The sequence below is a fragment of the Citricoccus sp. NPDC055426 genome (assembly GCF_040677445.1).
GTDB lineage: Bacteria > Actinomycetota > Actinomycetes > Actinomycetales > Micrococcaceae > Citricoccus.
This window is the reverse complement of sequence record NZ_JBFARZ010000009.1, coordinates 14,546-38,068: the sequence shown is the minus strand read 5'-3', so window position 1 is coordinate 38,068 and position 23,523 is coordinate 14,546. Positions and strand designations below refer to the sequence as shown.

The following is a 23,523-nucleotide window of genomic DNA, read 5'->3' as shown; positions in this document are numbered from 1 at the left end:
CATGGAGTTCACCCGCCACCCCCATCCGACGCCTGTGTCCGAGGACCGGCGTCGGGACATCCTGGTCGACCCCGGGTTCGGGCAGCATTTCACGGACCACATGGTCTCCATCGACTGGACCCGCGCCGACCCGGGGGCCGGGGCGCCCCACAGCGGCGGGGCGTGGCACGATGCCCGCGTCGAGCCCTTCGGCCCGCTGACCCTCTCGCCGGCCGCCGCCGTGTTCCACTACGCGCAGGAGATCTTCGAGGGGCTCAAGGCCTACCGCCACCAGGACGGCAGCGTGTGGACGTTCCGCCCGCAGGCCAACGCGGCGCGGCTGAACCGCTCCGCCCGGCGCCTGGCGCTGCCGGAGCTGCCGGAGGAGGACTTCCTCGAGGCGCTGCGCCTGCTCGTGGCCACGGACGAGTCCTGGGTGCCCGACGGCGAGGGGCAGTCGCTCTACCTGCGCCCCTTCATGATCGCCACGGAGGAGTTCCTCGGGGTGCGTCCGGCCAACGAGGTCGCCTTCAAGGTCATCGCCTCCCCGGCGGGCAACTACTTCGGCGGTGCGCTCAAGCCCGTGTCCATCTGGGTCTCCCGCGAGCTGGCCCGCGCCGGCCACGGTGGGACCGGCGCTGCCAAGTTCGGGGGCAACTACGCCGCCTCCCTGGCCGCCCAGATGGAGGCCTCCGCCCACGGCTGCGACCAGGTGCTGTTCCTGGACCCCACCCGGCAGAACGCGGTGGAGGAGCTCGGCGGGATGAACATCTTCTTCGTCTTCTCCGACGGCACCCTGGTCACCCCGGAACTCACCGGCACCATCCTCGAGGGGATCACGCGGTCCTCCGTGATCCAGCTCGGCCGGGACCGCGGGCTCGACGTGGTCGAGCGCACCGTCACCCTGGACGAATGGCGCGAGGGCGTCTCCTCCGGGCAGATCAGCGAGGTCTTCGCCTGCGGCACCGCGGCCGTCATCACCCCCATCGGGACGCTCGTGGACGGCGGGGACTCCTTCGCCTCGCCGGAGGTCGACGAGACCAGCGTGGCCATGGACATCCGTGAAGAGCTGCTGGGGATCCAGACCGGACACTCCGAGGACCGCCACGACTGGCTGTACCGGCTGGCCTGAGCCCGCGGTCCGTTCCACCCGGTGCACTGCCCTAGGCTGGTTCCATGCGCATAGCCCGATTCGTCGTCGACGCCGAACCCCAGTACGGACTCATCGAGGGGGAGCCGGACGCACCGCAGCAGGACCTCGAGGTCGTGGTCCTGCACGGGGACCCGTTCTTCCAGGGGATCCAGCCCACCGCGACCCGTCACCGCCTGTCGGACGTGCGGCTCGTGGCGCCGATCATCCCCCGGTCCAAGATCGTGGGGGTCGGGCGCAACTGGGCGGACCACGCCGCCGAACTGGGCAACCAGGTCCCGGACAGCCCCCAGTTCTTCCTGAAGCCCAACACCTCCGTGGTGGGGCCGGGCGAGCCGGTGACCCTGCCCCCCTGGTCCGAGCAGGTGTCCTACGAGGCGGAACTGGCCGTGGTCATCGGCACCATCTGCAAGGACGTCCCCGCCGAGCGGGTGGATGACGTGGTCTTCGGGTACACCGTGGGCAACGACCTCACGGCCCGGGACGCCCAGAAGGCGGACCTGCAGTGGGCCCGGGCCAAGGGCTTCGACGGCTCCTGCCCCCTCGGACCGTGGATCGAGACCGGGTTGAAGAGCACGGACACCGAGGACCTGGGGATCCGCATGGAGCTGGACGGCACCCTCGTCCAGGACGGCCGCACCTCGGACATGGTCTTCGGCGTGCGGGAGATCGTCTCGGCCGTGTCCCAGGCCTTCACCCTGCTGCCCGGCGACGTCATCCTCACGGGGACGCCGGCCGGCGTCGGACTGGTGGAGGCCGGCCAGCGCACGGAGGCGACCGTCGAGGGCATCGGTTCCCTGAGGACCCTCTACCGGCGCTGAGCGGGCCCGCGGGCCGGAACCCACGGAACCCACCCGCTCGGCAGGATACTCGGCGTGCCGGTCCTTGACCGGCCGGTACCGGGTGGCGAAGATGTACAGGCGTCACGTGAGCCACGGGGATCACTGGATTCACGTTGACCAGATCTGTCACATCTGTCACTGAGGGGATCCGACGATGAGCCATGCCGATCCATCCGACACCGAGACGGTGGCCGACCTGCCACCGGTGCATGTCGAGTCCGCACCGCGGTGGACACCGCTGAAGATCGCCCTCTGGGCGGGGATCGCACTGCTCGGCGGCGTCGCCTGGGCGATGCTGGCGATCGTCCGCGGTGAGACCGTCAACGCGATCTGGTTCGTCTTCGCGGCGGTCTGCACCTATCTGATCTTCTACCGCTTCTACTCGAAGTTCGTCGAGCGCAAGATCGCCCGGCCGGACGACCGCCGGGCCACCCCCGCCGAGTACAAGGCCGATGGCAAGGACTACGTCGCCACGGACCGCCGGGTGCTCTTCGGGCACCACTTCGCCGCCATCGCCGGTGCCGGGCCGCTGGTGGGGCCCGTGCTCGCCGCGCAGATGGGATACCTGCCCGGCACCATCTGGATCATCGTCGGGGTGGTGCTGGCCGGCGCGGTGCAGGACTACCTGGTGCTGTTCTTCTCCACCCGCCGGGGCGGGCGCTCCCTGGGCCAGATGGCCCGGGACGAGCTGGGCCGGGTGGGCGGCTATGCCGCCATCGTGGCGACGCTGCTGATCATGATCATCATCACCGCGATCCTCGCCCTCGTGGTGGTCAACGCCCTGGGCGAGAGCCCGTGGGGCGTGTTCTCGGTGGGCATGACCATCCCGATCGCACTGTTCATGGGCGTCTACCTCCGCTTCCTGCGGCCCGGGCGGATCGCCGAGGTCTCCCTGATCGGCTTCGCGCTGTTGATGGCCGCGATCGTGGGCGGCGGCTGGGTGGCCGAGACCGAGTGGGGTGCCACCCTGTTCACCCTGGACCGCACCACCATCGCCTGGGGCATCATCGTCTACGGGTTCATCGCCGCCGTGCTTCCCGTCTGGCTGCTGCTGGCCCCCCGCGACTACCTCTCCACCTTCATGAAGATCGGCGTCATCGTCCTGCTGGCGGTCGCGATCGTCATCGTCCAGCCGGGCATCGACGTGCCGGCGGTCAGCGAGTTCGCCTCGCGGGACGACGGGCCGGTCTGGGGTGGTGCGCTGTTCCCCTTCCTGTTCGTCACGATCGCCTGCGGCGCCCTCTCCGGGTTCCATGCCCTGATCGCCTCCGGGACCACGCCGAAGATGATCGAGAAGGAGAAGCAGACCCGGTTCATCGGCTACGGCGGCATGCTGATGGAGTCCTTCGTGGCCGTCATGGCCCTGGTGGCCGCCGTGTCCATCGACCGGGGCATCTACTTCGCCATGAACGCCCCGGCGGCCCTGACCTCCGGCTCCGTGGAGGGGGCCGTGGCCTGGGTCAACTCGCTGGGCCTGACCGGCGTGGACCTCACGCCGGAGATGCTGACCACGCTGGCCCAACAGGTCGGTGAGGAGACCGTGGTCTCCCGGACGGGCGGGGCACCCACCCTGGCCGTCGGCCTGGCCCTGATCATCGGCCAGTGGATCGGCGGCTCGGGCATGATGGGATTCTGGTACCACTTCGCCATCATGTTCGAGGCCCTGTTCATCCTCACCGCCGTGGATGCCGGCACCCGGGTGGCGCGGTTCATGCTGCAGGACTCGATCGGCAACGTGGTGCCCCGCTTCAAGGACACCGGATGGCGGTTCGGGGCGTGGCTGTGCACGGCCATCATGGTGGCCGGCTGGGGGGCCGTGCTGATCATGGGGGTGGGGGACCCCCGCGGCGGGATCAACACCCTGTTCCCGCTGTTCGGCATCGCCAACCAGCTGCTCGCCGCGATCGCCCTGGCCGTGGTGCTCACCATCGTGGCGCGACGCCGGACCTTCGGCTCCCTGTGGATCGTGGCACTGCCGCTGGCCTTCATCACGGTGGTGACCACCGTGGGCTCGCTGCAGAAGATCTTCTCCCCGGCCACGGCGGTCGGCTACTGGGCCCAGCACGTGCAGTTCCGGGACGCCCTGGCCGCCGGGGAGACCTCCCTGGGGGCCGCACCGGACGTGGCGTCCATGGAGGCGATCGTGCGCAACTCCTTCATCCAGACGTCCCTGTCCGTCATCTTCCTCGTGCTGACCCTGGTGGTGATCGCCACCTCGGTGACGCGCACCGTCCAGGCCTTCCGCTCCACCGAGGTGATCGACCACGCGGATCCCACCGTGCCCTCGAAGATCTTCGCCCCGGCCGGCATCCTGGCCACGCGGGAGGAGAAGGAGGTCCAGGCCCAGTGGGACGAGCTGCCGGCGGACCGCCGGCCCGTCCGGAGCGGCCACTGATGCACCGGTCCGTGCGGGGGAGGCTGAAGCGGGGGTGGTCTGCGGCCGCCTGGTATGTCCGGGCGTTGCTGGGGGAGGACCGGTACCGCCAGTACGTCCAACACCAGTCCCGGGCCCATCCGGGCTCGGTGCCGCTCAGCGAGGGGGACTTCTGGCGGATGGTCTACCGCGAGCAGGACCTCAACCCCTCGGGGCGCTGCTGCTGACCTCCCAGCGGCTAAACTTCAGGGCATCATGACTGAATCCCTGCCCGGTACCCCTGCACCCGCCCCCGCCGACATCCCCGCCGTTCCCGCCGACGCACCCGTGCGGGTCCGCTTCTGTCCCTCGCCCACCGGCACGCCGCACGTCGGGCTGATCCGCACCGCCCTGTTCAACTGGGGCTGGGCGCGGCACACCGGCGGCACCATGGTCTTCCGCATCGAGGACACCGACGCCAAGCGGGACTCCGAGGAGAGCTACCAGCAGCTGCTCGAGGCCATGGCCTGGCTGGGCATCGACTGGGACGAGGGTGTCGAGGTCGGCGGCCCGCACGGTCCGTACCGCCAGTCGCAGCGTTCCGAGATCTACCAGGACGTCATCGCCCGGCTGCAGGCGGCCGGCCATATCTACGAGGCCTTCTCCACCGCCGAGGAGGTCGAGGCCCGCCACCGCGCCGCCGGCCGGGACCCCAAGCTCGGTTACGACAACCACGACCGCGGGCTCACCGAGGAGCAGAAGGCCGCGTTCCGGGCCGAGGGCCGGGCGCCGGTGCTGCGCCTGCGGATGCCGGACACGGACCTCACGTTCACGGACACGGTGCGCGGGGAGATCACCTTCCGAGCCGGCTCGGTCCCGGACTTCGTGGTGGTCCGGGCGGACGGGAACCCGCTGTACACCCTGGTCAACCCCGTGGACGACGCCCTGATGGAGATCACCCACGTGCTGCGCGGTGAGGACCTGCTGTCCTCCACGCCGCGCCAGATCGCCCTGTACCAGGCGCTGTACGCGGTGGGCGTGGCGAAGTACATGCCCGAGTTCGGCCACCTGCCCTACGTGATGGGGGAGGGCAACAAGAAGCTGTCCAAGCGGGACCCCCAGTCGAACCTGTTCCTGCACCGGGAGAACGGGTTCATCCCCGAGGGGCTGATCAACTACCTGGCCCTGCTGGGCTGGTCGCTGTCGGCGGACGAGGACATCTTCACGCGCGAGCAATTCATCTCCGCCTTCGACATCCACGACGTCCTGGCCAACCCGGCCCGCTTCGACGAGAAGAAGGCCACCGCCATCAACGGGACGCACATCCGGCTCCTGGACGGGGCCGACTTCCGCGACCGCCTCGTGCCGTACCTGCGTGCCGCCGGGCTCGTGGGGGAGGAGCTCTCCGAGCGCGAGGGCCGGATCCTGGATGCGGCGGCCCCGCTGGTCCAGGAGCGCGTCGCCCTGCTGGGCGAGGCCGTGGACATGCTCGCGTTCCTGTTCCAACAGGACGCGGAGATCACGACGGCGGACGGGGCCCTCAAGGGCATGCCCGCCGACCTGCCCGGCGCCCTGGCCGCGGCGCGGAAGTCCCTCGCCGCCCTGGACGCGGCCTCCTGGACCGTCGAGGGCATCGAGGCGGCCCTGCGTGCCGCTCTGATCGACGGGCTGGGCCTGAAGCCGCGCCAGGCCTTCGGCCCGGTCCGGACCGCCGTGTCCGGCAAGAAGGTCTCGCCACCGCTGTTCGAGTCCCTGGAGATCCTCGGCCAGGAATCCTCGCTGGCCCGGCTGGACCGGTTCGCGGCCGAACAGGCCGGTTGATCACCGCCGGCACCGCCCCCAGACCTCGTTTTGTCATCGGGGCGGAACGCCGGTATAGTAAACACCCGTGCCGCAGAGACAGCGGCACGGATGGCCCAAGACCGGATCGGTTCCTCCGAACACGGACTTGACAGCCATTGGGGTATGGTGTAATCGGCAACACAACAGTTTCTGGTACTGTCATTCTAGGTTCGAGTCCTGGTACCCCAGCGGTTTCACTGAAGAGATGGACCTCCGCGGAGGTGAGCGTCGATTTGGTGAAGACCACCAGAGTGTGAAACACTTCTGGGGTTGCCCAAACGGGTCTGCCACTGGCAGGACGGGTGAGCAACGGTGACGGCCCCATCGTATAGCGGCCTAGTACGCCGCCCTCTCACGGCGGTAACGCGGGTTCGAATCCCGCTGGGGTCACCACAGCACGAAGGCCCGGTCCATCTGGACCGGGCCTTCGTCGTTCCCCCGTGCCGTGTCCCGTGCCGTTCCCTCCGTGCCGTTCCCTCCGTGTCGCGTCACGGTGCGGAGTCACGCCGGTGACGGGCCAGGTGTCATGATGGGGTGCGTGAGCACCACAGAAGACGACGCCTCGGCGCCGACGCCGCCACCCGCGGCCGCGGCCGAGGCGGTGGACCTGCTGAGCCGCCTGCGCCACTCGCTCGAGCAGGTCTCCCTGCCCCTCGGGATCGACGGTGCCGCCGAGTCCGCCCGGACGCGGGACGCCGCGGTGGACCAGTTGGACGACTACGTCCTGCCGCGCTACCGCAGCCTCGACGCCCCCCTGCTGGCCGTCGTCGGGGGATCCACCGGTGCGGGAAAGTCCACGCTGGTCAACGCGCTGGTCGGCCACCCGGTCACGCGCTCCGGGGCCATCCGGCCCACCACCCGACAGCCGATCCTGCTGCACCACCCGGACGACCTGGAGTGGTTCACCACCGCACGGGTGCTGCCCCACCTGTCCCGGGTCCGGGGCCACCGGGCCGATCTGGGCGCCGCCGTGAGAGCCGAGCAGGCCGGTGTGGATCCGGACCCCGCGGCCATCGGGTCCCTGGTCATGGTGGCCGAGCCGTCCCTCACCGTCGGAATGGCGCTGCTGGACGCTCCGGACATCGACTCCATCGCAGACGAGAACCGCCGGCTGGCTGCACAGCTGCTCTCCGCCGCCGACCTGTGGATCTTCGTCACCACCGCCAACCGCTACGCGGACGCCGTGCCCTGGGAGCTGCTGCTGGACGCGGCAGCCCGGGACATCACCGTGGCCGTGGTGCTGGACCGGGTGCCGAACGCGGTCCAGGCCGAGGTGGGCGCCGATCTGCGCGGGATGCTGGAACGGCAGGGGCTGGGATCTGCCCGGCTGTTCGTGGTCACCGAGTCCGCGCTGGACGCCGACGGCATGCTGCCGGCCGGCGCCGCGGACCCCCTGCGGGACTGGCTGGCCGCCATCGCCGCCGATGCCGGTTCCCGCTCCGAGGTGGCACGCCGCACCCTGAACGGCGTGGTCCGTCAGCTGGCGGACAAGACGGAGGGCCTGGTCCAGGCCGAACAGGACCAGCGGCGGGCCGCCGCGCGGCTGAAGGGGGACGTGGACTCGGCGTACGAGCAGGCGCTGCAGGGCGTGCTGGCCGCCACGCAGGACGGGACCCTGCTGCGCGGCGAGGTCCTCTCCCGGTGGCAGGACTTCGTGGGGACCGGGGAGTTCTTCCGTTCCCTCGAGTCCGGGATCGGCCGGCTGCGGGACCGGTTGACCGCCTTCCTGACCGGACGACCGGCCCCTCCGGAGGAGGTCGAGACGGCCATCGAGACCGGCCTGCACGCCGTGCTCGTGGAGCAGGCCGCCGCGGCAGCCGAGGAGACCGAGCAACGCTGGCGGCAGGACGCCGCCGGACGGGGACTCGTGCAGGGCCGGGACCTGGCGGGGCTGCCGGAGGACTTCCCCGCCCGGGCCGCCGCCCAGATCCGCGGCTGGCAGGAGGACCTGATCCACCTGATCCAGCAGGAGGGGGCCGGCAAGCGGACCATGGCCAGGATCTCCGCCCTCGGCGTCAACGGGGTCGCGGTGACCCTGATGATCGTCTCCTTCGCCTCGACCGGTGGACTGCTGGGCATCGAGGTGGGGATCGCGGGAGGCACGGCCGTCGTCGCCCAGAAGCTGCTGGAATCGATCTTCGGTGAGGACGCCGTCCGCCGGCTCGCCCGCCGCTCCCAGGAGAACCTCGTGGAACGGATCACGGAGCTCCTGCAGACCGAGTCCCGCCGCTTCACCCAGCTGCTGGACGAGGTGCCGGACGAGGCGGCCTCGGGGCGATGGTCCGAGCTGATTCCCGCACTGCGGCGGCTGGCCGCCCGGCGGGAGGGCTGAGCCATGGCGAAGAACGACCAGAGTCCTCTGGACCGCAAGCTCGCGGCCCTGCGGGCCGCCGCCGAACTGGGCGAGGGGCGCGTCCACCACCAGCTGCTGGCAGACGCCGGGCAGGTCGCCGGGCGGGCCGGCGAACGGCGGCGGCTCTCCGCCGACCACACCGTGGTCGGGTTCTTCGGGGCCACCGGTTCCGGCAAGTCCAGCCTGTTCAACGCCGTCACCGGTCAGGACCTGGCCCGCGTCGCGGCCACCCGGCCGACCACCGCCGAGCCGTTGGCGGCCGTGTGGGGGGCGGAGGGCGCCGGGCCGTTGCTGGACTGGCTCGAGGTGGACCAGCGCCACGAGGTGGCGGGTCCGCCGGCCGGCGCTGACCCGAAGGACACCTGGGCGGGACTGCTGGGAGCGGGCCGGGCCCGGCTGCGGGGTGGGGCCCAGGGTGGCGCCGAGGTCCACGGTGGCCTGATCGTGCTGGACCTGCCCGACGTCGACTCGATCGCCATCCACCACCGTCGGATCGCGACGCGGCTGACCGGCCAGGTGGACGTGCTGGTCTGGGTCGTCGACCCCCAGAAGTATGCCGACGCCGCCCTGCACCGGGAGTTCCTCCAGCCGCTGGCCGCCCACCGTGGCGTGACCCTGGTGGCGTTGAACCAGGTCGACCGGCTCGCGGCGCCGGACGTGCCCGCCGTGCTGTCCTCGCTTCGGGGGATCCTGGCCGAGGACGGGATGAGCCGGGTGCCGGTGTACGGGGCCTCCGCCGTCACCGGCGAGGGGATCGAGCCGCTGCGTCAGGCCATCGCCGAGGTGGCGCGCCGGCGGACCGCCGCGACCGAGCGGTTGCTGGCCGATGTGCGCACGGCCGCCCACGCCCTCGGTGCCCAGGACGCCGGTGGGGTGCCGGCCGGCGTCGGGAAGGGGGCCGAGGCCCGGCTGGTGGACGCCCTGGCGCAGGCCTCCGGCGTGGACACCGTGGTGCGCGCCGTGCAGCAGTCTTACCGGCTCGAGGGCGGACGCCGCACCGGCTGGCCCGTGACCCGGTGGATGTCCCGCGTGCGGCAGGACCCGTTGCGCCGCCTCGGCCTGCGCCGGGGGGACGGCGCTGTGGGTGCCCGGCGCCAGTCCACGGCCCCCGACGACCCCCGGGTGCACCGGACCTCGCTGCCGGAGCGCAGCCCCGCCCAGCGGGCCCAGGCGGACGGCGCCATCCGATCCTTCGCGGACGGGGCGAGCCAGGGGGCACCGGAGTCCTGGCGCACCGCGATCCGCCGCGCCGCCCGCCGCCACGACGAGACGCTGGTGGACGAACTGGACCAGGCGGTCTCCTCGGCCGACCTGCGGGCCGGGACCGGGACCTGGTGGTGGCCCGTGGTCAACGTCCTGCAGTGGCTGGCCCTGCTGGCCGCCCTCGCGGGGCTGGGCTGGCTCGGGGTGCTCGCCGGGGCCGGATACCTCCAGTTCGAGCTGCCGCCGGCACCGGACGTGGAGGGATTCCCGGTCCCCGCCCTGCTCCTGGCCGGTGGGCTGGCCTTCGGCCTGCTGCTGGGGTTGCTCACGGCACCGCTGGTGCGCCTCGGGGCCCGCCGGCGCGGGAACCGGGCCCGGCGGCGGCTGCGCGACGGGATCGCGGCCGTCGCCCGCGAGCGCGTCGCCGCCCCCGTGGCGGCCGAGATCGAACGCTACGGGGCGTTCCGGGAGGCGCTGGCGGCGGCCAGCGGGCGGCATTGACCGGCGGTGAGACGGTGCACGGGCGGACCGTGGGTGGGCTGGGCGAGGCGGGGATCCTGGGCATCCTGAACCGCCGCTTTGCCGCGGTGCCGGCCGCGGAGGACTGGCCCGAGGGCACCGTCGGCCCCGGGGACGACGCCGCCGTGGTGGCTGCCCCGGACGGACGGTTCGTCATCACCACGGACGCCATGGCCCAGGACCGCGACTTCCGGATGTCCTGGCCGGCCACGGCACCACGAGGGGCAGCGGCCGGCGGGGACTTCGCCGGAGGCTACTCCACCGGCTGGAAGGCGGCGGCCCAGAACCTCTCCGACGTCAACGCGATGGGCGCGGAGCCCTCGGGACTGCTGCTGGCGCTGACCATGCCCGCCACCACGTCCGTGGCCTGGATCGACGGCCTCGCCGCGGGGATCTCCGGTGCGGTGATCCACCTGGGGGCGAGCCGGTGCCGCGTGGTCGGCGGGGACCTCGGCTCCGATGACCGCATCACCCTGGCGATCACGGCCACAGGAGACCTCCAGGGCCGTCCGGCGATCCGGCGCACGCTCAGCGCGCGTCCCCGCCGGACCCCGGGCGGCGCCGATCCGGGGCTCGACCTGGTCCTGTGCGGGAGGGCCGGCTGGGCGGCCGCGGGGCTGGAGGTGCTGGACACCGGCCGCCAGAGTCTGATGCGCCGCCTCACGTCCGCTCCACGGGCGGCAGGGGCCGGGCTCCACCGCACCGCGGCCCTGGCGGCCGCAGCTCAACTGCGGCCCCGGCCCCCGCTGGGAGCCGGCCGCCGGGCGGCCGAGGCCGGGGCCCTGGCCATGATGGACGTCTCCGACGGCCTGCTCAAGGACGCCGGACGGCTCGCCACGGCCAACGGCCTACGGGCGGAACTCGATCCGGACTGGGTGCGGACCGAGGCACGGGCGCTGGCGCCCCTGGCCCGTTCCCTGGACCGGGACGCCGAGGACTGGGTGTCCGCCGGCGGTGAGGACTACGGGCTGCTGGCCGTGGTGCCGGCCGGCGGGCCCACCGGGGCGCAGATCCCGCCGGGGTTCCGCCGGGTCGGGCGCCTGGTGGGGCGGGCCGGAGAGACGGATGAGTCCTCCTCCGAGGCAGTCGAGGCTGTCGAGGCTTCGGGAGACCCCGACGGCTGGGACCACTTCGCCGCCCCGCTCAGATCACGGCCGCAGTCCGGGTAGGGACACGCCGGGCGAATCGACCGTTGGCGCTCTCATGATCCCCGGGCTGGCCCTGGGTGTGCGGTGGGGTGGCCGGGCGAGAAGCGGTGGCCGAGGGCGGCGTGGGTGAAGCCGGCGGCCTGCCAGGCGGTTCGGTCCAGGACGTTGCGGCCGTCGATGAGCAGCTTCTGGTCCACGAGTCGTCCCACGTACTCGGGGTCCATCTGGCGGAACTCGTCCCATTCGGTGAGCAGGATGACCAGGTCGGCGCCGACCAGGGCCTTCTCCAGGGTGTCGACGTAGTCCAGGCGGGGGAACCGTTTTGCGGCGTTGGCGTTGCCCTGCGGGTCGTAGACGGCCACGTCGGCCCCGGCGGTGAACAGCCGGTTGGCCACGTCCAGGGCGGGGGAGTCCCGCACGTCATCCGAGTGCGGCTTGAACGTCACCCCCAGCAGGGCCACCTTGGACCCGTTGAGGACCTCGACGGCGGCCGGAGACGGGACGGCGCCGGTTCCGGTGGTACCGGGGCCGGCAGCCCCGGCCGTCCCGGTCGCCCCGGCGGTGCGGGCCTGGCCGTGGCGGTGGTGGGAGAGGATCTGGACGGCGAGGTCGACCACGCGGTCGCGGCGGCGCAGGTTGATGTCGTCCATCTCGGCCAGGAAGCGCATGGTGCGGTCCAGGCCGAGCTCGCTCACGCGGGCCTGCAGGGCGCGGATGTCCTTGGGCAGGCAGCCGCCGCCGAAGCCGACGCCGGCGTTGAGGAACTTCCGCCCGATCCGCGGGTCGTGCCCGATGGCGTCGGCCAGGGTGCCGATGTCCCCGCCCACGGTCTCGGTGATCTCGGAGAAGGCGTTGATGAAGGAGATCTTGGTGGCCAGGAAGGCGTTGGCGGCGACCTTGACCAGTTCGGCGGTCTCGAAGTCGGTGGCGATCCACGGGGTGTCCTCGGTGAGGGACTTGGCGTACACCTGCCGGAGCACCTGCTCGGCGTGGGCGGACTCGACGCCGACGACGAGTCGGTCCGGGGTCAGGGTGTCCTTCACCGCGTAGCCCTCGCGCAGGAACTCCGGGTTCCAGGCCAGTTCCACGTCCCCGGGCAGTCCACGCCCGTCCGGTCCGGCCTCCGTGCGGGTGGCGGCGAGCAGGTCCCTCAGGCGGGCGGCGGTGCCGACCGGGACGGTGGACTTGCCCACGATCAACGCGTCCCGGGTGATGTGCCGGGCCAGGGAGGTCACCGAGGCGTCCACGAAGCGCAGATCGGCCGCGCTCTCGCCGGGCTTCTGCGGGGTGCCGACCCCGATGAAGTGCACGTCCGCCCAGGCCCCGACCTCCTCGTAGGAGGTGGTGAACCGCAGCCGGCCGGACTGGACGTGCTTGATCAGCAGCTCCGGCAGTCCGGGCTCGTAGAAGGGCAGCTTGCCCCGGGTCAGGGCCTCGACCTTGGCCGGGTCGATGTCCAGCCCCAACACCTCGAACCCCAGCTCCGCCATGCAGGCGGCATGCGTGGCCCCCAGATACCCCGTCCCGATCACCGAGATCCGCAGGGGAGCCCGAGCCGTCCCTTCGGGCGGGGCCGGGGCCGCCGTCCCCGGGGCGGCGGGCGGGTGCCGGAGGCTGCGGGTGGAGGTCATCACGGACGGTAGTCTAGGATCCGCCCCGCCGCCGTAGGGCACCAACGGGAGAACATCCGACCAACAGCGGGATAAGATCGGCCCCGTCCTGCCGCGGCCCGGACGGTGTGTCCCGGCCGCGACGACCGGTCGACGCCGCGTCCACGAGGGCCATCCATCAGTCGACGTCCGGGGAAGCCATGAGCCTCAGCACGACCAGCGGCACGGCGGAGAAAACCCGCCGGGTGCGTCCGCCGAGGCATGCGTTCCGACCCGACATCCAGGGGCTGCGGGCCGTCGCGGTCATCGCGGTGCTCCTCGACCACCTCTTCGGCTGGCCCACCGGCGGCTTCGTCGGTGTGGACATCTTCTTCGTCATCTCCGGGTTCCTCATCACCGGCCTGCTGCTCCGGGAGTACCAGCGCACGGGCACCATCTCCTTCCGGCGGTTCTACGAGCGCCGGGTCAAGCGCATCCTCCCGGCATCCGCCCTGGTCCTGTTCGTCACCGTGGTCACAGCCAGCCTGGTCCTGCCCGCCACGCGCGCGAAGTCCACCGTCGTGGACGCGATATGGTCCTTCTTCTTCGCCGGCAACTGGCGCTTCGCCTCCACCGGGACCGACTACTTCCAGGAAGGCACGCTGCCGTCGCCCCTGCAGCACTTCTGGTCACTGGGAGTGGAGGAGCAATTCTACCTGGTGTGGCCGTGGCTGATGCTCGCCATCCTGGTCGCCATGGCCCGGTCCCGTACCGGTCCGGCGCAGTCCCGGCGCGTCATCGCCGCGGCGATGGTCGTCATCATCCTGGTGACGGGTGTCTGGGCGCTCCACCAGTCCAGCGCCGATGAGACCCGGGCCTATTTCTCCACCTTCACCCGCGCCTGGGAACTGGGCATCGGGGCACTGCTGGCCGTGGCCGCCCCCCTGCTCGGCAGGATTCCGTCCGGCGCCAGGCCGTACCTGGCGTGGACGGGCAGCGCGGGCATGCTTGCCTCGATCCTGTGGGTGAGCGCCGAGAACGGGGGGTTCCCGGCACCCTGGGCGGCCCTGCCAGTCTTCTCGGTGGCCCTGGTCATCGCGGCGGGGACCGGGGCAGAGGTCAAGGGGCTGTGGCCGCTCACGAATCCCGTGAGCCGCTACATCGGCGACATCTCCTTCTCGTTGTACCTGTGGCATTGGCCGGTGATCGTCCTGCTGGTCGCGGTGGTGCCCTCCGAGGGCCCCCTGTATGTCCTGCTGGCCCTCGTGCTGTCCTTCGGCCTGTCCAGCGCCGGCTACCACCTGGTGGAGAATCCGCTCCGCCACGCCCGGTGGTTCGGCTGGCGGCGGGAACACGCCACGGGGAGGCCGCAGCCGTCCCCGCAGCGGATCTCGGTGACCGTGGCGCTCGTGGTGGTGGCAGCCCTCGGAACCTCGGTCTCCCTGGTCTCCATCCGAGGTGGCGTGACGGAACCGGCCGGAGCGGGCGGGGACGAGGGTGACCGCAGGAAGGCCTCGGCGCTGATGGACCGATGCCTGGGCGCCGCCTCCCTGGAGGCCGGGGAGGACTGCGACGGTGTCCTCGGGGACGGACTGTGGCCGTCCGTCGACAACTTCGCCACCGAGGTCGGCGGCTCGTTCCAGTGCTGGCGGGAGAGGGACGGGAAGGCCTTCCCCGAGTGCGACCTGGGGGCCTCCGAGGGGGAGTATCGCGTCGCGCTCCGGGGCGACAGCCATGCCGCCTCCCTGCTGCCGGCCATCGAACCCATCGCCGAGAGCCAGGGGTGGGACCTCGACGTCTTCACCGGCTGGGGATGCCACTGGTACGTGCACGATGAGGGGGACAACTGTCAGGGGCCGCTGGAGCAGGCCCAGCAGGCCATGCTGACGGGGGAGCCCTATGACGCCGTGATCGTCTCCTCCTCGCGGTATGACACGGTGCGTCCTGCCGGGGAACGGCGGGATCGCTACGAGCAGGCCTGGGCACCGGTGGCCGAGCGGGGGACGAAGATCATCGTGGTCGCCGACGCGCCCGCATCGACCGATGCGGCACTCGAGTGCCTGACGCGGGTGGGTTTCACCCCGCAGGACCACCGGTGTGGGACCAGCGCTGAGGAGGCGTTCGCCCTCGTCGATCCCCTCCCCGAGGTGGCCTCACGGATCGAGGGCGCGGAGGTCATCGACCTGCGGGAGTACTTCTGCAGGGACGGGTTCTGTCCGGCGGTGATCGGGAACGCGGTGGTCTACCGGGACTCCAAGGCCCACCTCACGGCCACCTACATGCGCTCGCTGGAGCCGATGCTCCGGGAACGACTGGTGCCGGCTGTGCAACAGTAGACCGCCGGCGGGAGCCGGCGTCAGATCTTCGTGGCGGACACCCCGGTGGCGCGGATGAGCTCCGTGAGCTGATGTGCATGGCGCATCACGGTCTCCGCGTGGACGCGGCCGGGTTGACGCGTCAGCCGTTCGATCGGCCCGGAGATGGACATGGCCGCGATCACCCGGCCGCTGGGACCCCGGACCGGCGCCGAGACCGAGGCGACGCCGGGTTCGCGTTCCCCGAGGGACTGGGCCCAGCCGCGGCGGCGGACGGCGGCCAGGACCGTGGGCGTGAAGACGGAGCCGTCCAGGCCTTCCACCAGCCGCTCGTTGTCCTCCCAGGCCAGCAGGACCTGGGCTGCCGAGCCGGCCTTCATGGACAGCCGGGTCCCCACGGGGATCGTGTCCCGCAGCCCCACGGGCCGTTCGGCGCTGGACACGCAGACCCGGGAGTCGGCCTGCCGGCGGAAGAGCTGGGAGCTCTCGCCGGTGGCGTCCCGCAGCCGGGACAGGACGGGGCCGGCGGCCGAGGTCAGCCGGTCCTCCCCGGCGGCGGAGGCCAGCTCGGTCAGGCGACTGCCCAGGACGTACCGACCCTGCAGGTCCCGGCCCACCAGCCGGTGGTGCATGAGGGCGGAGGCCAGCCGGTGCAGGGTGGGCCGGGCGATGCCCGTGGCGGAGACCAGCTGGGCCAGGGACGTGGGTCCCGCCTCCAGGGCGTCCAGGATGGCGGCGGCCTTGTCCACCACCCCGACCCCGCTGGGACTCTGGAGGGCGGGTCGGTCGTCATGCGGCGATGTGTCCATACTCTGATACTAACGTCTCAATATGCGAGACAATCGCGCCGGGGTTGGCACCGCCTGATCCGGCGGTGCCAGAGTGGGGATGTCACTGGCGGAAGGACACGAGATGGCAGACAGCGCAGCAGCGAACACGGTAGCGGAGACGTCAGCGGGTGCAGCGGCGGACAGGACCCCGCTCACCCTGGCCGAGAAGGTCTGGCGGGACCACGTGGTGGTCCCCGGAGAGGGTGCGGGCGAGGCCCAGACCCCGGACCTGCTCTACATCGACCTCCACATCATGCACGAGGTGACCAGCCCGCAGGCCTTCGAGGGGCTGCGGCTGGCGGGCCGTCCCGTCCGGCGACCGGACCTGACGATCGCCACCGAGGACCACAACACCCCCACGCTGGAGATCGACCGGCCGATCGCCGATCCGGTCTCGGCCAAGCAGATCCAGACGCTGCGGGACAACGCCGCCGAGTTCGGCATCCGGCTGCACTCCCTGGGGGACGCCGAGCAGGGGATCGTGCACGTGGTGGGGCCCCAGCTGGGCCTGACGCAGCCCGGGATGACCGTGGTGTGCGGCGATTCCCACACCTCCACCCACGGGGCCTTCGGGGCTCTGGCCTTCGGGATCGGCACCTCCGAGGTCGAGCACGTCCTGGCCACCCAGACCCTGCCCTTGAAGCCATTCAAGACGATGGCCGTCAACGTCGAGGGCACCCTGCGTGAGGGGGTCACGGCCAAGGACATCATCCTCGCCGTCATCGCCCAGATCGGCACCGGTGGCGGCCAGGGCTACGTGCTGGAGTACCGTGGCTCCGCCATCCGGGCGCTGTCCATGGAGGCGCGGATGACGATCTGCAACATGTCGATCGAGGCCGGCGCCCGGGCCGGCATGGTGGCGCCGGACGAGACCACCCTTGAGTTCCTCCGCGGCCGGGCGCATGCCCCGCAGGGCGAGGACTGGGACGCGGCCGTGGACTACTGGAACACGCTGCCCACGGATGAGGGGGCGGTCTTCGACGCCGAGGTCTTCCTCGATGCCGACTCCCTCGAGCCCTTCGTGACCTGGGGGACGAACCCCGGCCAGGGCGTGTCCCTCAGCGCCGCGGTGCCGGACCCGGAACACTTCGAGGACCCGAATGCCCGGGCGGCGGCCGAGCGGGCCCTGGAGTACATGGATCTCACCGCCGGCATGCCGATGAAGGAGATCCGGGTGGACACCGTCTTCCTGGGCTCCTGCACCAACTCCCGGTTGGAGGACCTGCGCACGGCCGCCGAGATCATCAAGGGCCGGACCAAGGACGCGGACGTCCGGATGATCGTGGTCCCGGGGTCCGCGCGGGTCCGGCTGGAGGCCGAGGCCGAGGGCCTGGACCGGGTCTTCACGGACTTCGGTGCCGAATGGCGGTTCGCCGGCTGCTCCATGTGCCTGGGCATGAACCCGGACCAGCTGGCGCCGGGGGAGCGGTGCGCCTCCACCTCCAACCGCAACTTCGAGGGGCGCCAGGGCAAGGGCGGGCGCACCCACCTCGTCTCGCCGGTGGTGGCCGCCGCCACCGCCATCCGGGGCACGCTGTCCTCGCCGTCCGACCTGGCGGCCACCGAATCCGAACTGCAGGAGGCCTGATCATGGAACCCGTGACCCACCACACCGGAATCGGTGTCCCCCTGCGGCAGTCGAACGTGGACACCGACCAGATCATCCCGGCCGTCTACCTCAAGCGGGTCACCCGCACCGGATTCGAGGACGCCCTGTTCGCCGGGTGGCGCAAGGACCCGGAGTTCATCCTGAACCGTGAGCCCTACTCACGGGGCTCCGTCCTGGTGGCCGGGCCTGATTTCGGCACCGGCTCCTCCCGCGAGCACGCGGTCTGGGCCCTGAAGGACTTCGGCTTCCGGGTGGTGCTCTCCGCCCGCTTCGCAGACATCTTCCGGGGGAACTCCGGCAAGCAGGGTCTCGTGGCCGCCGAGGTGTACCAGCAGGACATCGAGCTGATCTGGAAGGAGATCGAGAACCACCCCGGCACCGAGGTGTCCGTGGACCTCGAGACCCGCACCGTGACGTGCGGCTCGGTCAGCGCCGCCTTCGGCCTGGACGACTACACGCGGTGGCGGCTGATGGAGGGACTGGACGACATCGGGCTCACCCTGCGCAGTGAGCAGGAGATCTCCGACTTCGAGGCGCGGCGCCCGGCCCTCAAGCCCGCCACGCTGCCCGTGCGGACCGGCTGATCCCCGCCGGTCCCCCGAGGCATCGTATGCTGGTGTGCGGATCCGCGCCGCCCGGGCTGTATTCCCCAGCGGATCCACACACCAGCGACGGCCCGACCCGGCGGGCCACGGAGGAATGCCACTGCCTATGGGAAATCTGCTGACGATCAACGGTGGAAAGCCGCTCGAGGGACGGGTCACCGTCCGCGGTGCCAAGAACCTGGTGCCGAAGGCCATGGTGGCCTCGCTGTTGGGCGACAAGCCGTCCGTGCTGCGTAACGTCCCGGAGATCCGGGACGTCGACATCGTCACCGGTCTGCTCTCCGTGCACGGGGTCAAGGTCTCCAAGGACCCGGTGACCGGCGACCTCTCCCTGGACCCCTCGGACACCAAGTCCGCCACCAGCTCCGAGATCGACGCCCACGCCGGCGACTCCCGCATCCCGATCCTGTTCTGCGGCCCGCTGATGCACTCGATCGGCGAGGCCTTCATCCCCGACCTGGGCGGCTGCAAGATCGGCGACCGGCCGATCGACTTCCACCTCACCGTGCTGCGCAATTTCGGAGCCGTGGTGGAGAAGCGCCCCGGCGGCATCCACATCTCGGCCCCGAAGGGGCTGACCGGGGCCAAGCTCGAACTGCCCTACCCCTCCGTGGGGGCCACGGAGCAGGTGCTGCTGACCGCCGTGAAGGCCGAGGGCATCACCGAGCTCAAGGGCGCCGCGGTCGAGCCGGAGATCCACGACCTGATCCACATCCTGCAGAAGATGGGCGCCATCATCACGGTCCAGACGGACCGGACCATCCGGATCGAGGGGGTCAGCCAGCTCTCCGGGTTCAACCACCGCGCCATCCCGGACCGCAACGAATCGGCGTCCTGGGCCTCCGCCGCGCTCGTGACCCAGGGGGACATCTACGTCGAGGGCGCCATGCAGCGCGACCTGACGGCCTTCCTGAACATCTACCGGAAGATCGGTGGCGAGTTCGAGGTCGACGACGACGGCATCCGCTTCTGGCACGGCGGGGGGAGCCTCAAGCCCCTCGTGCTGGAGACCAACGTCCACCCGGGGTTCATGACGGACTGGCAGCAGCCGCTCGTGGTGGCCCTGTCCCAGGCCGAGGGCGTGTCGATCGTGCATGAGACCGTCTACGAGAACCGCTTCGGGTTCACCGACGCGCTCGTGAGGATGGGCGCCTCGATCCAGCTGCACCGCGAGTGCCTGGGCTCCGTGCCGTGCCGCTTCGGCCAGCGCAACTTCCTGCACTCCGCCGTGATCTCCGGCCCGACCGAACTGCACGGGGCCGACTTCGACATCCCGGACCTGCGCGGCGGTTTCTCCCACCTCATCGCCGCCCTGGCGGCCCGGGGGACCTCGCGGGCCACCGGGATCGAGATCATCAACCGCGGCTACGAGAAGTTCATGGACAAGCTGACCGGCCTCGGAGCGGACGTCGAGCTGTCCGCCATCAGCCGGTAGGAGAACGCCGTGACTGAATCCGCCGGACTGCGCGCCGGGTACTTCGCCGCGGCCGCCGCGGTGCGTCCCACCCTCAACGCCATCATGTCCAAGGAGTGGCAGGGCCGCGAACACCTCCCGGAGGACGGGTTCATCCTGTGCGCCAACCACCTCTCCAACCTGGATCCGCTGGCCCTGGGCCACATGGTCTACAGCCTGGGATACCTGCCGTACTTCCTGGCCAAGGCCGAGCTCTTCCAGCTCCCCGTGGTGGGCGGACTGCTGACCAGGATGCGGCAGATCCCCGTGGACCGGGCCCGCGGCGGCAACGAGTCGCTGCTGACCGCGAACCAGGTCCTGGCCGACGGCGGTGCCATCATCATCTACCCGGAGTCCACCCTGACCACGGATCCCGACCTCTGGCCGATGAAGGCCAAGACGGGTGCCGCCCGGTTGGCGCTCGAGACCGGGGTGCCGGTCATCCCGGTGGCCCAGTGGGGCATCCACGAGGTCATGCCCAGACCGGCGAGGGCGCCCAAGCCGTGGCCGCGGCGGACCGGACGGATCAGGATCGGGGCCCCCGTGCCCCTGGAGGACCTCCGGGACTCGCCGCTGACGCGGGATGTCCTGGACTCGGCCAGCGAACGCATCATGTCCGCCATCACGGGTGAGCTCGAGGTCCTGCGCGGCGAACCGGCCCCGTCGGGACGGTGGAACCCGCGCACCGCACGGCGCGAGCCGACCCCCGGGCGGCCGGGGCCCGGCGGGGCGCTGCCGGACCGGGGCACCGCGTGAGCGCGGGGGCCGTGGAGGCGGCCGAGGTGGCGGGCGCGCCCGCCCGGCCCGAGAAGCTCGTCGTGGTGGGGGCCGGCAGCTGGGGCACCACCTTCGCCAAGGTCCTGGCCGACTCCGCCGTGGAACGGGGGGTCCCCGCACCCGAGATCGTCGTGTGGGCCCGGCGGCCCGAGATCGCGGAGTCCATCACCCGGGACCACCGCAACGAGGACTACCTGCCCGAGATCGACCTGCCGGACTGCCTGACCGCGACCACGGACCTGGCCGCGGCCGTGACCGGGGCCGGGCTCGTGGTGTTGGCCATCCCCGCACAGGAGGTCCGGGGGCACCTGCCGGCCATCCGCGCCCACCTGGACCCGGCCGCCGTCGTGCTCTCCCTCGTCAAGGGGCTGGAACGCGGCACCGACGCCCGGATGAGCGAGCTGTGCGCCGAGGAGCTGGAGCTGCCGGCGGACCGCTTCGCGGTGGTGTCCGGCCCGAACCTGGCCCTGGAGATCGCGCGGGGGGAGCCCACCGCCACCGTGGTGGCCTCCACGGACCCGGCCGCGGCCGAATGGATCGCCACCCGGACGGCCGGGCCGTACTTCCGGCCCTACACGAACACGGACGTGACCGGCGTGGAGATCTGCGGCGTGGTCAAGAACGTCATCGCGCTGGCCGTGGGCATCTGCGACGGGCTGGGCTTCGGGGACAACTCCAAGGCCTCCGTCATCACGCGCGGGTTGGCCGAGACCACCCGGCTGGCCGAGAGCCTGGGCGGCCAGGCCGAGACGCTGGCCGGGCTGGCCGGACTGGGCGACCTGGTGGCCACCTGTGCCTCGCCGCTGTCCCGCAACCGGACGGCCGGCCGGTACCTCGGCCAGGGGCTGAGCGTGGCGGAGGCCACCGCACGGCTCAAGCAGACGGCGGAGGGCATGAAATCCGTGTCCGCCGTGGTGGACCTGTCACGGCGGCACGGCGTGGAGATGCCGATCAGCGAGGCCATGAACGCGGTCATCGCCGAGACCCTCGATGTGGACACCCTGGCCGGCCTGCTGCTGGCCCGTGACCTCAAATCGGAAGGACGAACGTGAGCACGGAACCTGACCGCAAGCACCCCGCGGGGTCCGGCGACGGCGGCCGCCTGCGCGTGCTGGTGCTGTTCGGAGGCCGTTCGAGCGAGCACCCGATCAGCTGCATCACCGCCACCGGGGTGCTGAAGGCCATGGACGCCGAACGCTACGAGGCGGTGCCGGTGGGGATCACCCCGACCGGCCAGTGGCACGGCCTCGGGGCGGATCCGCGGCGCTGGGACCTGCCCGGCGGGGACCTGCCCCGGGTCCCGGAGCCTGCAGACCCGCTGACGCTGCACCTGACCTCCGCCGGGGGCCACGAGCTCGTCTCCGTCACCAGCGGCACCTCCCACGGGGCCGTGGACGTGGTCTTCCCGCTGCTGCACGGGCCGTTCGGCGAGGACGGGACCCTGCAGGGCGAGCTGGAGATGGCCGCCGTGCCCTATGTGGGCGCCGGTGTGCTGGCCTCGGCCGTCGGCATGGACAAGCACTTCATGAAGGTGGCCTTCCAGGCCGCCGGGCTGCAGGTGGGGCCGTGGGAGACCATCACCGACCGTCAGTGGCGGGCCGATCCAGAGGCCGCCGTTCAGCGGGTGGCCGCCCTCGGCATGCCGCTGTTCGTCAAGCCGGCCCGCGCGGGCTCGTCCTTCGGCATCACCCGGGTGTCCACCCCCGAGGGGATCGCCGAGGCCGTCGAGGAGGCCCGGCGCTTCGACCCGAAGGTGGTCGTGGAGGCCGGGATCGAGGGCCGCGAGATCGAGTGCGCCGTGCTGGACGGCCACGGCCTCGCCGCACCGCGGGCCTCCCTGCCCGGGGAGATCGTGGTGCACGAGGGCACCGGCGACCACGACTTCTACGACTTCGAGGCCAAGTACCAGGACCGCGCCGCAGCGGAGCTGTCCTGCCCGGCGGACCTGCCCCCGGAGGCTATCGCCCGGGTCCGGCGGCTGGCGGTCGAGGCCTTCGACGCGGTCGACGCGGAGGGGCTCTCCCGCGTGGACTTCTTCTACACGCCGGACGGCACGTTCATCATCAACGAGATCAACACCATGCCCGGGTTCACCCCCATCAGCATGTACCCGGCCATGTGGGAGCGGACCGGGCTGTCCTACCCCGAGCTGATCGACGAGTTGCTGGCCCTCGCGCTGGAACGCGGCACCGGGCTGCACTGACCCGCCCGACCCGCCCGACCCCACAGGCGCACCGTGACCCTGCCCCCGCCGGAGTGACACGGTCCGGTCACGCCGTGCCCGCCACGCGCAGGACTACGACGACGGCGCGTCCGTCTGCGGGATCGGCGCCTGGGTGGGTGCGGTGCTGGTACACGCTCCGGTGGCCGGGATACGGCCCACCGCCGCGGCCAGGTCCACCATGACCGAGCTCGACCCGGCCCGCGTGTCATCGAAGAGCACCTCGACGGCGGGGGACCGGCCGTAGGTGGTCAGGGTCCAGAACTCCCCGTCGTCCCGGATCACCCAGTCGATGCCGTTGGCCGTGACGCAGTGCTCCGTGGTGGGCCCCGGGACCGGGACCCCGCAGCGGAGGATGACGGCGGACGGCTCACCCCAGGCGGCCGTGGCCTGGCTGTCCGTCTCGCGGCGTTCCAGGCCGGCGACGACGTCCGGGAGCATGACCATGGCCTCGGCGCAGACGGGATCGGTGGCCTCGGGGGCCGGTTCCACATCCGCCACCGGCCCACCGCAGCCGCTGACGGCCAGCACCGCGCCGGTCAGGGCCATCGTCCCGACGGCCCTGACACCGCGACGCGCGGCAGGGCGGGGCTGGGTCACCAGGTCAGGGGAGAACATGAAGACAGCCTACGATGTCCGGGTCCGGCGGTGCCGTACCATGGAACGAGCACTTCACGGTGTTGGCCCGATCTGGCAGGTTCCCTGGTGGCCTGCGTGCCGGTGACCACCGTGACG

General features: G+C 71.7%; 18 protein-coding genes and 2 tRNA genes. 17 read left to right on the top strand and 3 right to left on the bottom strand.

Going from position 1 to position 23,523, the window contains the following annotated elements; all coding sequences use genetic code 11:
• Position 1: 1 nt before the first annotated feature.
• The 10 genes from AB0K08_RS12720 to AB0K08_RS12675 all read left to right on the top strand — a co-directional run bounded on the left by AB0K08_RS12720 (position 2) and on the right by AB0K08_RS12675 (position 11,410).
• Positions 2 to 1,111, top strand: a complete 1,110-nt coding sequence (locus AB0K08_RS12720) for a branched-chain amino acid aminotransferase (RefSeq protein ID WP_363355187.1) — start codon at positions 2 to 4, stop codon at positions 1,109 to 1,111.
• 44 nt (positions 1,112 to 1,155) lie between these two features.
• Positions 1,156 to 1,950, top strand: coding sequence for a fumarylacetoacetate hydrolase family protein (locus tag AB0K08_RS12715; protein ID WP_363355008.1), 795 nt, complete (start codon positions 1,156 to 1,158; stop codon positions 1,948 to 1,950).
• Positions 1,951 to 2,125: 175 nt separating this feature from the next.
• Positions 2,126 to 4,366, top strand: coding sequence for a carbon starvation CstA family protein (locus AB0K08_RS12710; protein WP_363355006.1), 2,241 nt, complete (start codon positions 2,126 to 2,128; stop codon positions 4,364 to 4,366).
• Positions 4,366 to 4,572, top strand: a complete 207-nt coding sequence (locus tag AB0K08_RS12705) for a YbdD/YjiX family protein (protein WP_363355004.1) — start codon at positions 4,366 to 4,368, stop codon at positions 4,570 to 4,572. Before AB0K08_RS12710 ends, AB0K08_RS12705 begins: the two co-directional genes overlap by 1 nt.
• Positions 4,573 to 4,600: 28 nt before the next feature.
• Positions 4,601 to 6,145, top strand: coding sequence for a glutamate--tRNA ligase (gltX, locus tag AB0K08_RS12700; protein WP_363355002.1), 1,545 nt, complete (start codon positions 4,601 to 4,603; stop codon positions 6,143 to 6,145).
• A gap of 138 nt (positions 6,146 to 6,283) precedes the next feature.
• Positions 6,284 to 6,355: transfer RNA gene (locus AB0K08_RS12695), tRNA-Gln, on the top strand.
• A gap of 128 nt (positions 6,356 to 6,483) precedes the next feature.
• Positions 6,484 to 6,559: transfer RNA gene (locus AB0K08_RS12690), tRNA-Glu, on the top strand.
• A 145-nt stretch (positions 6,560 to 6,704) separates the two neighbouring features.
• The gene (locus tag AB0K08_RS12685) at positions 6,705 to 8,498 is read left to right on the top strand and encodes a dynamin family protein (RefSeq protein WP_363355000.1); all 1,794 of its coding nucleotides are present in this window, start codon (positions 6,705 to 6,707) and stop codon (positions 8,496 to 8,498) included.
• Positions 8,499 to 8,501: 3 nt separating this feature from the next.
• On the top strand, positions 8,502 to 10,223 hold the full coding sequence (locus AB0K08_RS12680) for a GTPase (protein ID WP_363354998.1): 1,722 nt from the start codon (positions 8,502 to 8,504) through the stop codon (positions 10,221 to 10,223).
• Complete coding sequence (locus tag AB0K08_RS12675) at positions 10,220 to 11,410, top strand: thiamine-phosphate kinase (protein ID WP_363354996.1); 1,191 nt, start codon at positions 10,220 to 10,222, stop codon at positions 11,408 to 11,410. The genes AB0K08_RS12680 and AB0K08_RS12675 overlap by 4 nt, the downstream gene beginning before the upstream one ends.
• A gap of 32 nt (positions 11,411 to 11,442) precedes the next feature.
• On the opposite strand, the gene AB0K08_RS12670 is transcribed toward AB0K08_RS12675, so the two are convergent.
• Positions 11,443 to 12,933 carry a UDP-glucose/GDP-mannose dehydrogenase family protein gene (locus tag AB0K08_RS12670; RefSeq protein WP_363355185.1) on the bottom strand — a complete coding sequence of 497 codons (1,491 nt, stop codon included), beginning with the start codon at positions 12,931 to 12,933 and terminating at the stop codon, positions 11,443 to 11,445.
• Positions 12,934 to 13,199: 266 nt separating this feature from the next.
• On the opposite strand from AB0K08_RS12670, the gene AB0K08_RS12665 reads away from it, so the two are divergent.
• A complete protein-coding gene (locus AB0K08_RS12665; RefSeq protein WP_363354994.1) occupies positions 13,200 to 15,314 on the top strand; it encodes an acyltransferase family protein in 2,115 nt (704 codons plus the stop codon).
• A gap of 20 nt (positions 15,315 to 15,334) precedes the next feature.
• On the opposite strand, the gene AB0K08_RS12660 is transcribed toward AB0K08_RS12665, so the two are convergent.
• On the bottom strand, positions 15,335 to 16,102 hold the full coding sequence (locus AB0K08_RS12660) for an IclR family transcriptional regulator (RefSeq protein ID WP_363354992.1): 768 nt from the start codon (positions 16,100 to 16,102) through the stop codon (positions 15,335 to 15,337).
• Between the two features lie 103 nt (positions 16,103 to 16,205).
• Here AB0K08_RS12660 and leuC point away from each other — a divergent pair, with 103 nt between their 5' ends.
• From leuC to AB0K08_RS12630, 6 genes are all read left to right on the top strand, one after another.
• Positions 16,206 to 17,711, top strand: coding sequence for a 3-isopropylmalate dehydratase large subunit (gene leuC / locus AB0K08_RS12655; protein ID WP_363354990.1), 1,506 nt, complete (start codon positions 16,206 to 16,208; stop codon positions 17,709 to 17,711).
• Between the two features lie 2 nt (positions 17,712 to 17,713).
• Positions 17,714 to 18,316: a 3-isopropylmalate dehydratase small subunit gene (leuD, locus tag AB0K08_RS12650; RefSeq protein WP_363354988.1), complete on the top strand. Its 603-nt coding sequence runs from the start codon at positions 17,714 to 17,716 to the stop codon at positions 18,314 to 18,316.
• A 127-nt stretch (positions 18,317 to 18,443) separates the two neighbouring features.
• A complete protein-coding gene (gene murA, locus AB0K08_RS12645) occupies positions 18,444 to 19,772 on the top strand; it encodes a UDP-N-acetylglucosamine 1-carboxyvinyltransferase (protein WP_363354986.1) in 1,329 nt (442 codons plus the stop codon).
• A 9-nt stretch (positions 19,773 to 19,781) separates the two neighbouring features.
• The gene (locus AB0K08_RS12640; RefSeq protein ID WP_363354984.1) at positions 19,782 to 20,546 is read left to right on the top strand and encodes a lysophospholipid acyltransferase family protein; all 765 of its coding nucleotides are present in this window, start codon (positions 19,782 to 19,784) and stop codon (positions 20,544 to 20,546) included.
• Positions 20,543 to 21,619, top strand: coding sequence for an NAD(P)H-dependent glycerol-3-phosphate dehydrogenase (locus AB0K08_RS12635; RefSeq protein WP_363354982.1), 1,077 nt, complete (start codon positions 20,543 to 20,545; stop codon positions 21,617 to 21,619). The genes AB0K08_RS12640 and AB0K08_RS12635 overlap by 4 nt, the downstream gene beginning before the upstream one ends.
• Positions 21,616 to 22,770, top strand: coding sequence for a D-alanine--D-alanine ligase family protein (locus AB0K08_RS12630; RefSeq protein WP_363354980.1), 1,155 nt, complete (start codon positions 21,616 to 21,618; stop codon positions 22,768 to 22,770). Before AB0K08_RS12635 ends, AB0K08_RS12630 begins: the two co-directional genes overlap by 4 nt.
• Before the next feature lie 93 nt (positions 22,771 to 22,863).
• Here AB0K08_RS12630 and AB0K08_RS12625 read toward each other — a convergent pair whose 3' ends face one another.
• The gene (locus AB0K08_RS12625; RefSeq protein ID WP_363354978.1) at positions 22,864 to 23,406 is read right to left on the bottom strand and encodes a DUF3515 family protein; all 543 of its coding nucleotides are present in this window, start codon (positions 23,404 to 23,406) and stop codon (positions 22,864 to 22,866) included.
• Between the last annotated feature and the right edge of the window lie 117 nt (positions 23,407 to 23,523).

Excerpts from the sequence above, each read along its gene's own strand:
- leuD (WP_363354988.1), top strand. The coding sequence starts at position 17,714 with ATGGAACCCGTGACCCACCACACCGGAATCGGTGTCCCCCTGCGGCAG.
- AB0K08_RS12720 (WP_363355187.1), top strand. The coding sequence starts at position 2 with ATGGAGTTCACCCGCCACCCCCATCCGACGCCTGTGTCCGAGGACCGG.
- AB0K08_RS12625 (WP_363354978.1), bottom strand. The coding sequence starts at position 23,406 with ATGTTCTCCCCTGACCTGGTGACCCAGCCCCGCCCTGCCGCGCGTCGC.
- AB0K08_RS12705 (WP_363355004.1), top strand. The coding sequence starts at position 4,366 with ATGCACCGGTCCGTGCGGGGGAGGCTGAAGCGGGGGTGGTCTGCGGCC.
- AB0K08_RS12715 (WP_363355008.1), top strand. The coding sequence starts at position 1,156 with ATGCGCATAGCCCGATTCGTCGTCGACGCCGAACCCCAGTACGGACTC.
- gltX (WP_363355002.1), top strand. The coding sequence starts at position 4,601 with ATGACTGAATCCCTGCCCGGTACCCCTGCACCCGCCCCCGCCGACATC.
- AB0K08_RS12710 (WP_363355006.1), top strand. The coding sequence starts at position 2,126 with ATGAGCCATGCCGATCCATCCGACACCGAGACGGTGGCCGACCTGCCA.
- AB0K08_RS12665 (WP_363354994.1), top strand. The coding sequence starts at position 13,200 with ATGAGCCTCAGCACGACCAGCGGCACGGCGGAGAAAACCCGCCGGGTG.
- AB0K08_RS12660 (WP_363354992.1), bottom strand. The coding sequence starts at position 16,102 with ATGGACACATCGCCGCATGACGACCGACCCGCCCTCCAGAGTCCCAGC.
- leuC (WP_363354990.1), top strand. The coding sequence starts at position 16,206 with ATGGCAGACAGCGCAGCAGCGAACACGGTAGCGGAGACGTCAGCGGGT.
- AB0K08_RS12680 (WP_363354998.1), top strand. The coding sequence starts at position 8,502 with ATGGCGAAGAACGACCAGAGTCCTCTGGACCGCAAGCTCGCGGCCCTG.
- murA (WP_363354986.1), top strand. The coding sequence starts at position 18,444 with ATGGGAAATCTGCTGACGATCAACGGTGGAAAGCCGCTCGAGGGACGG.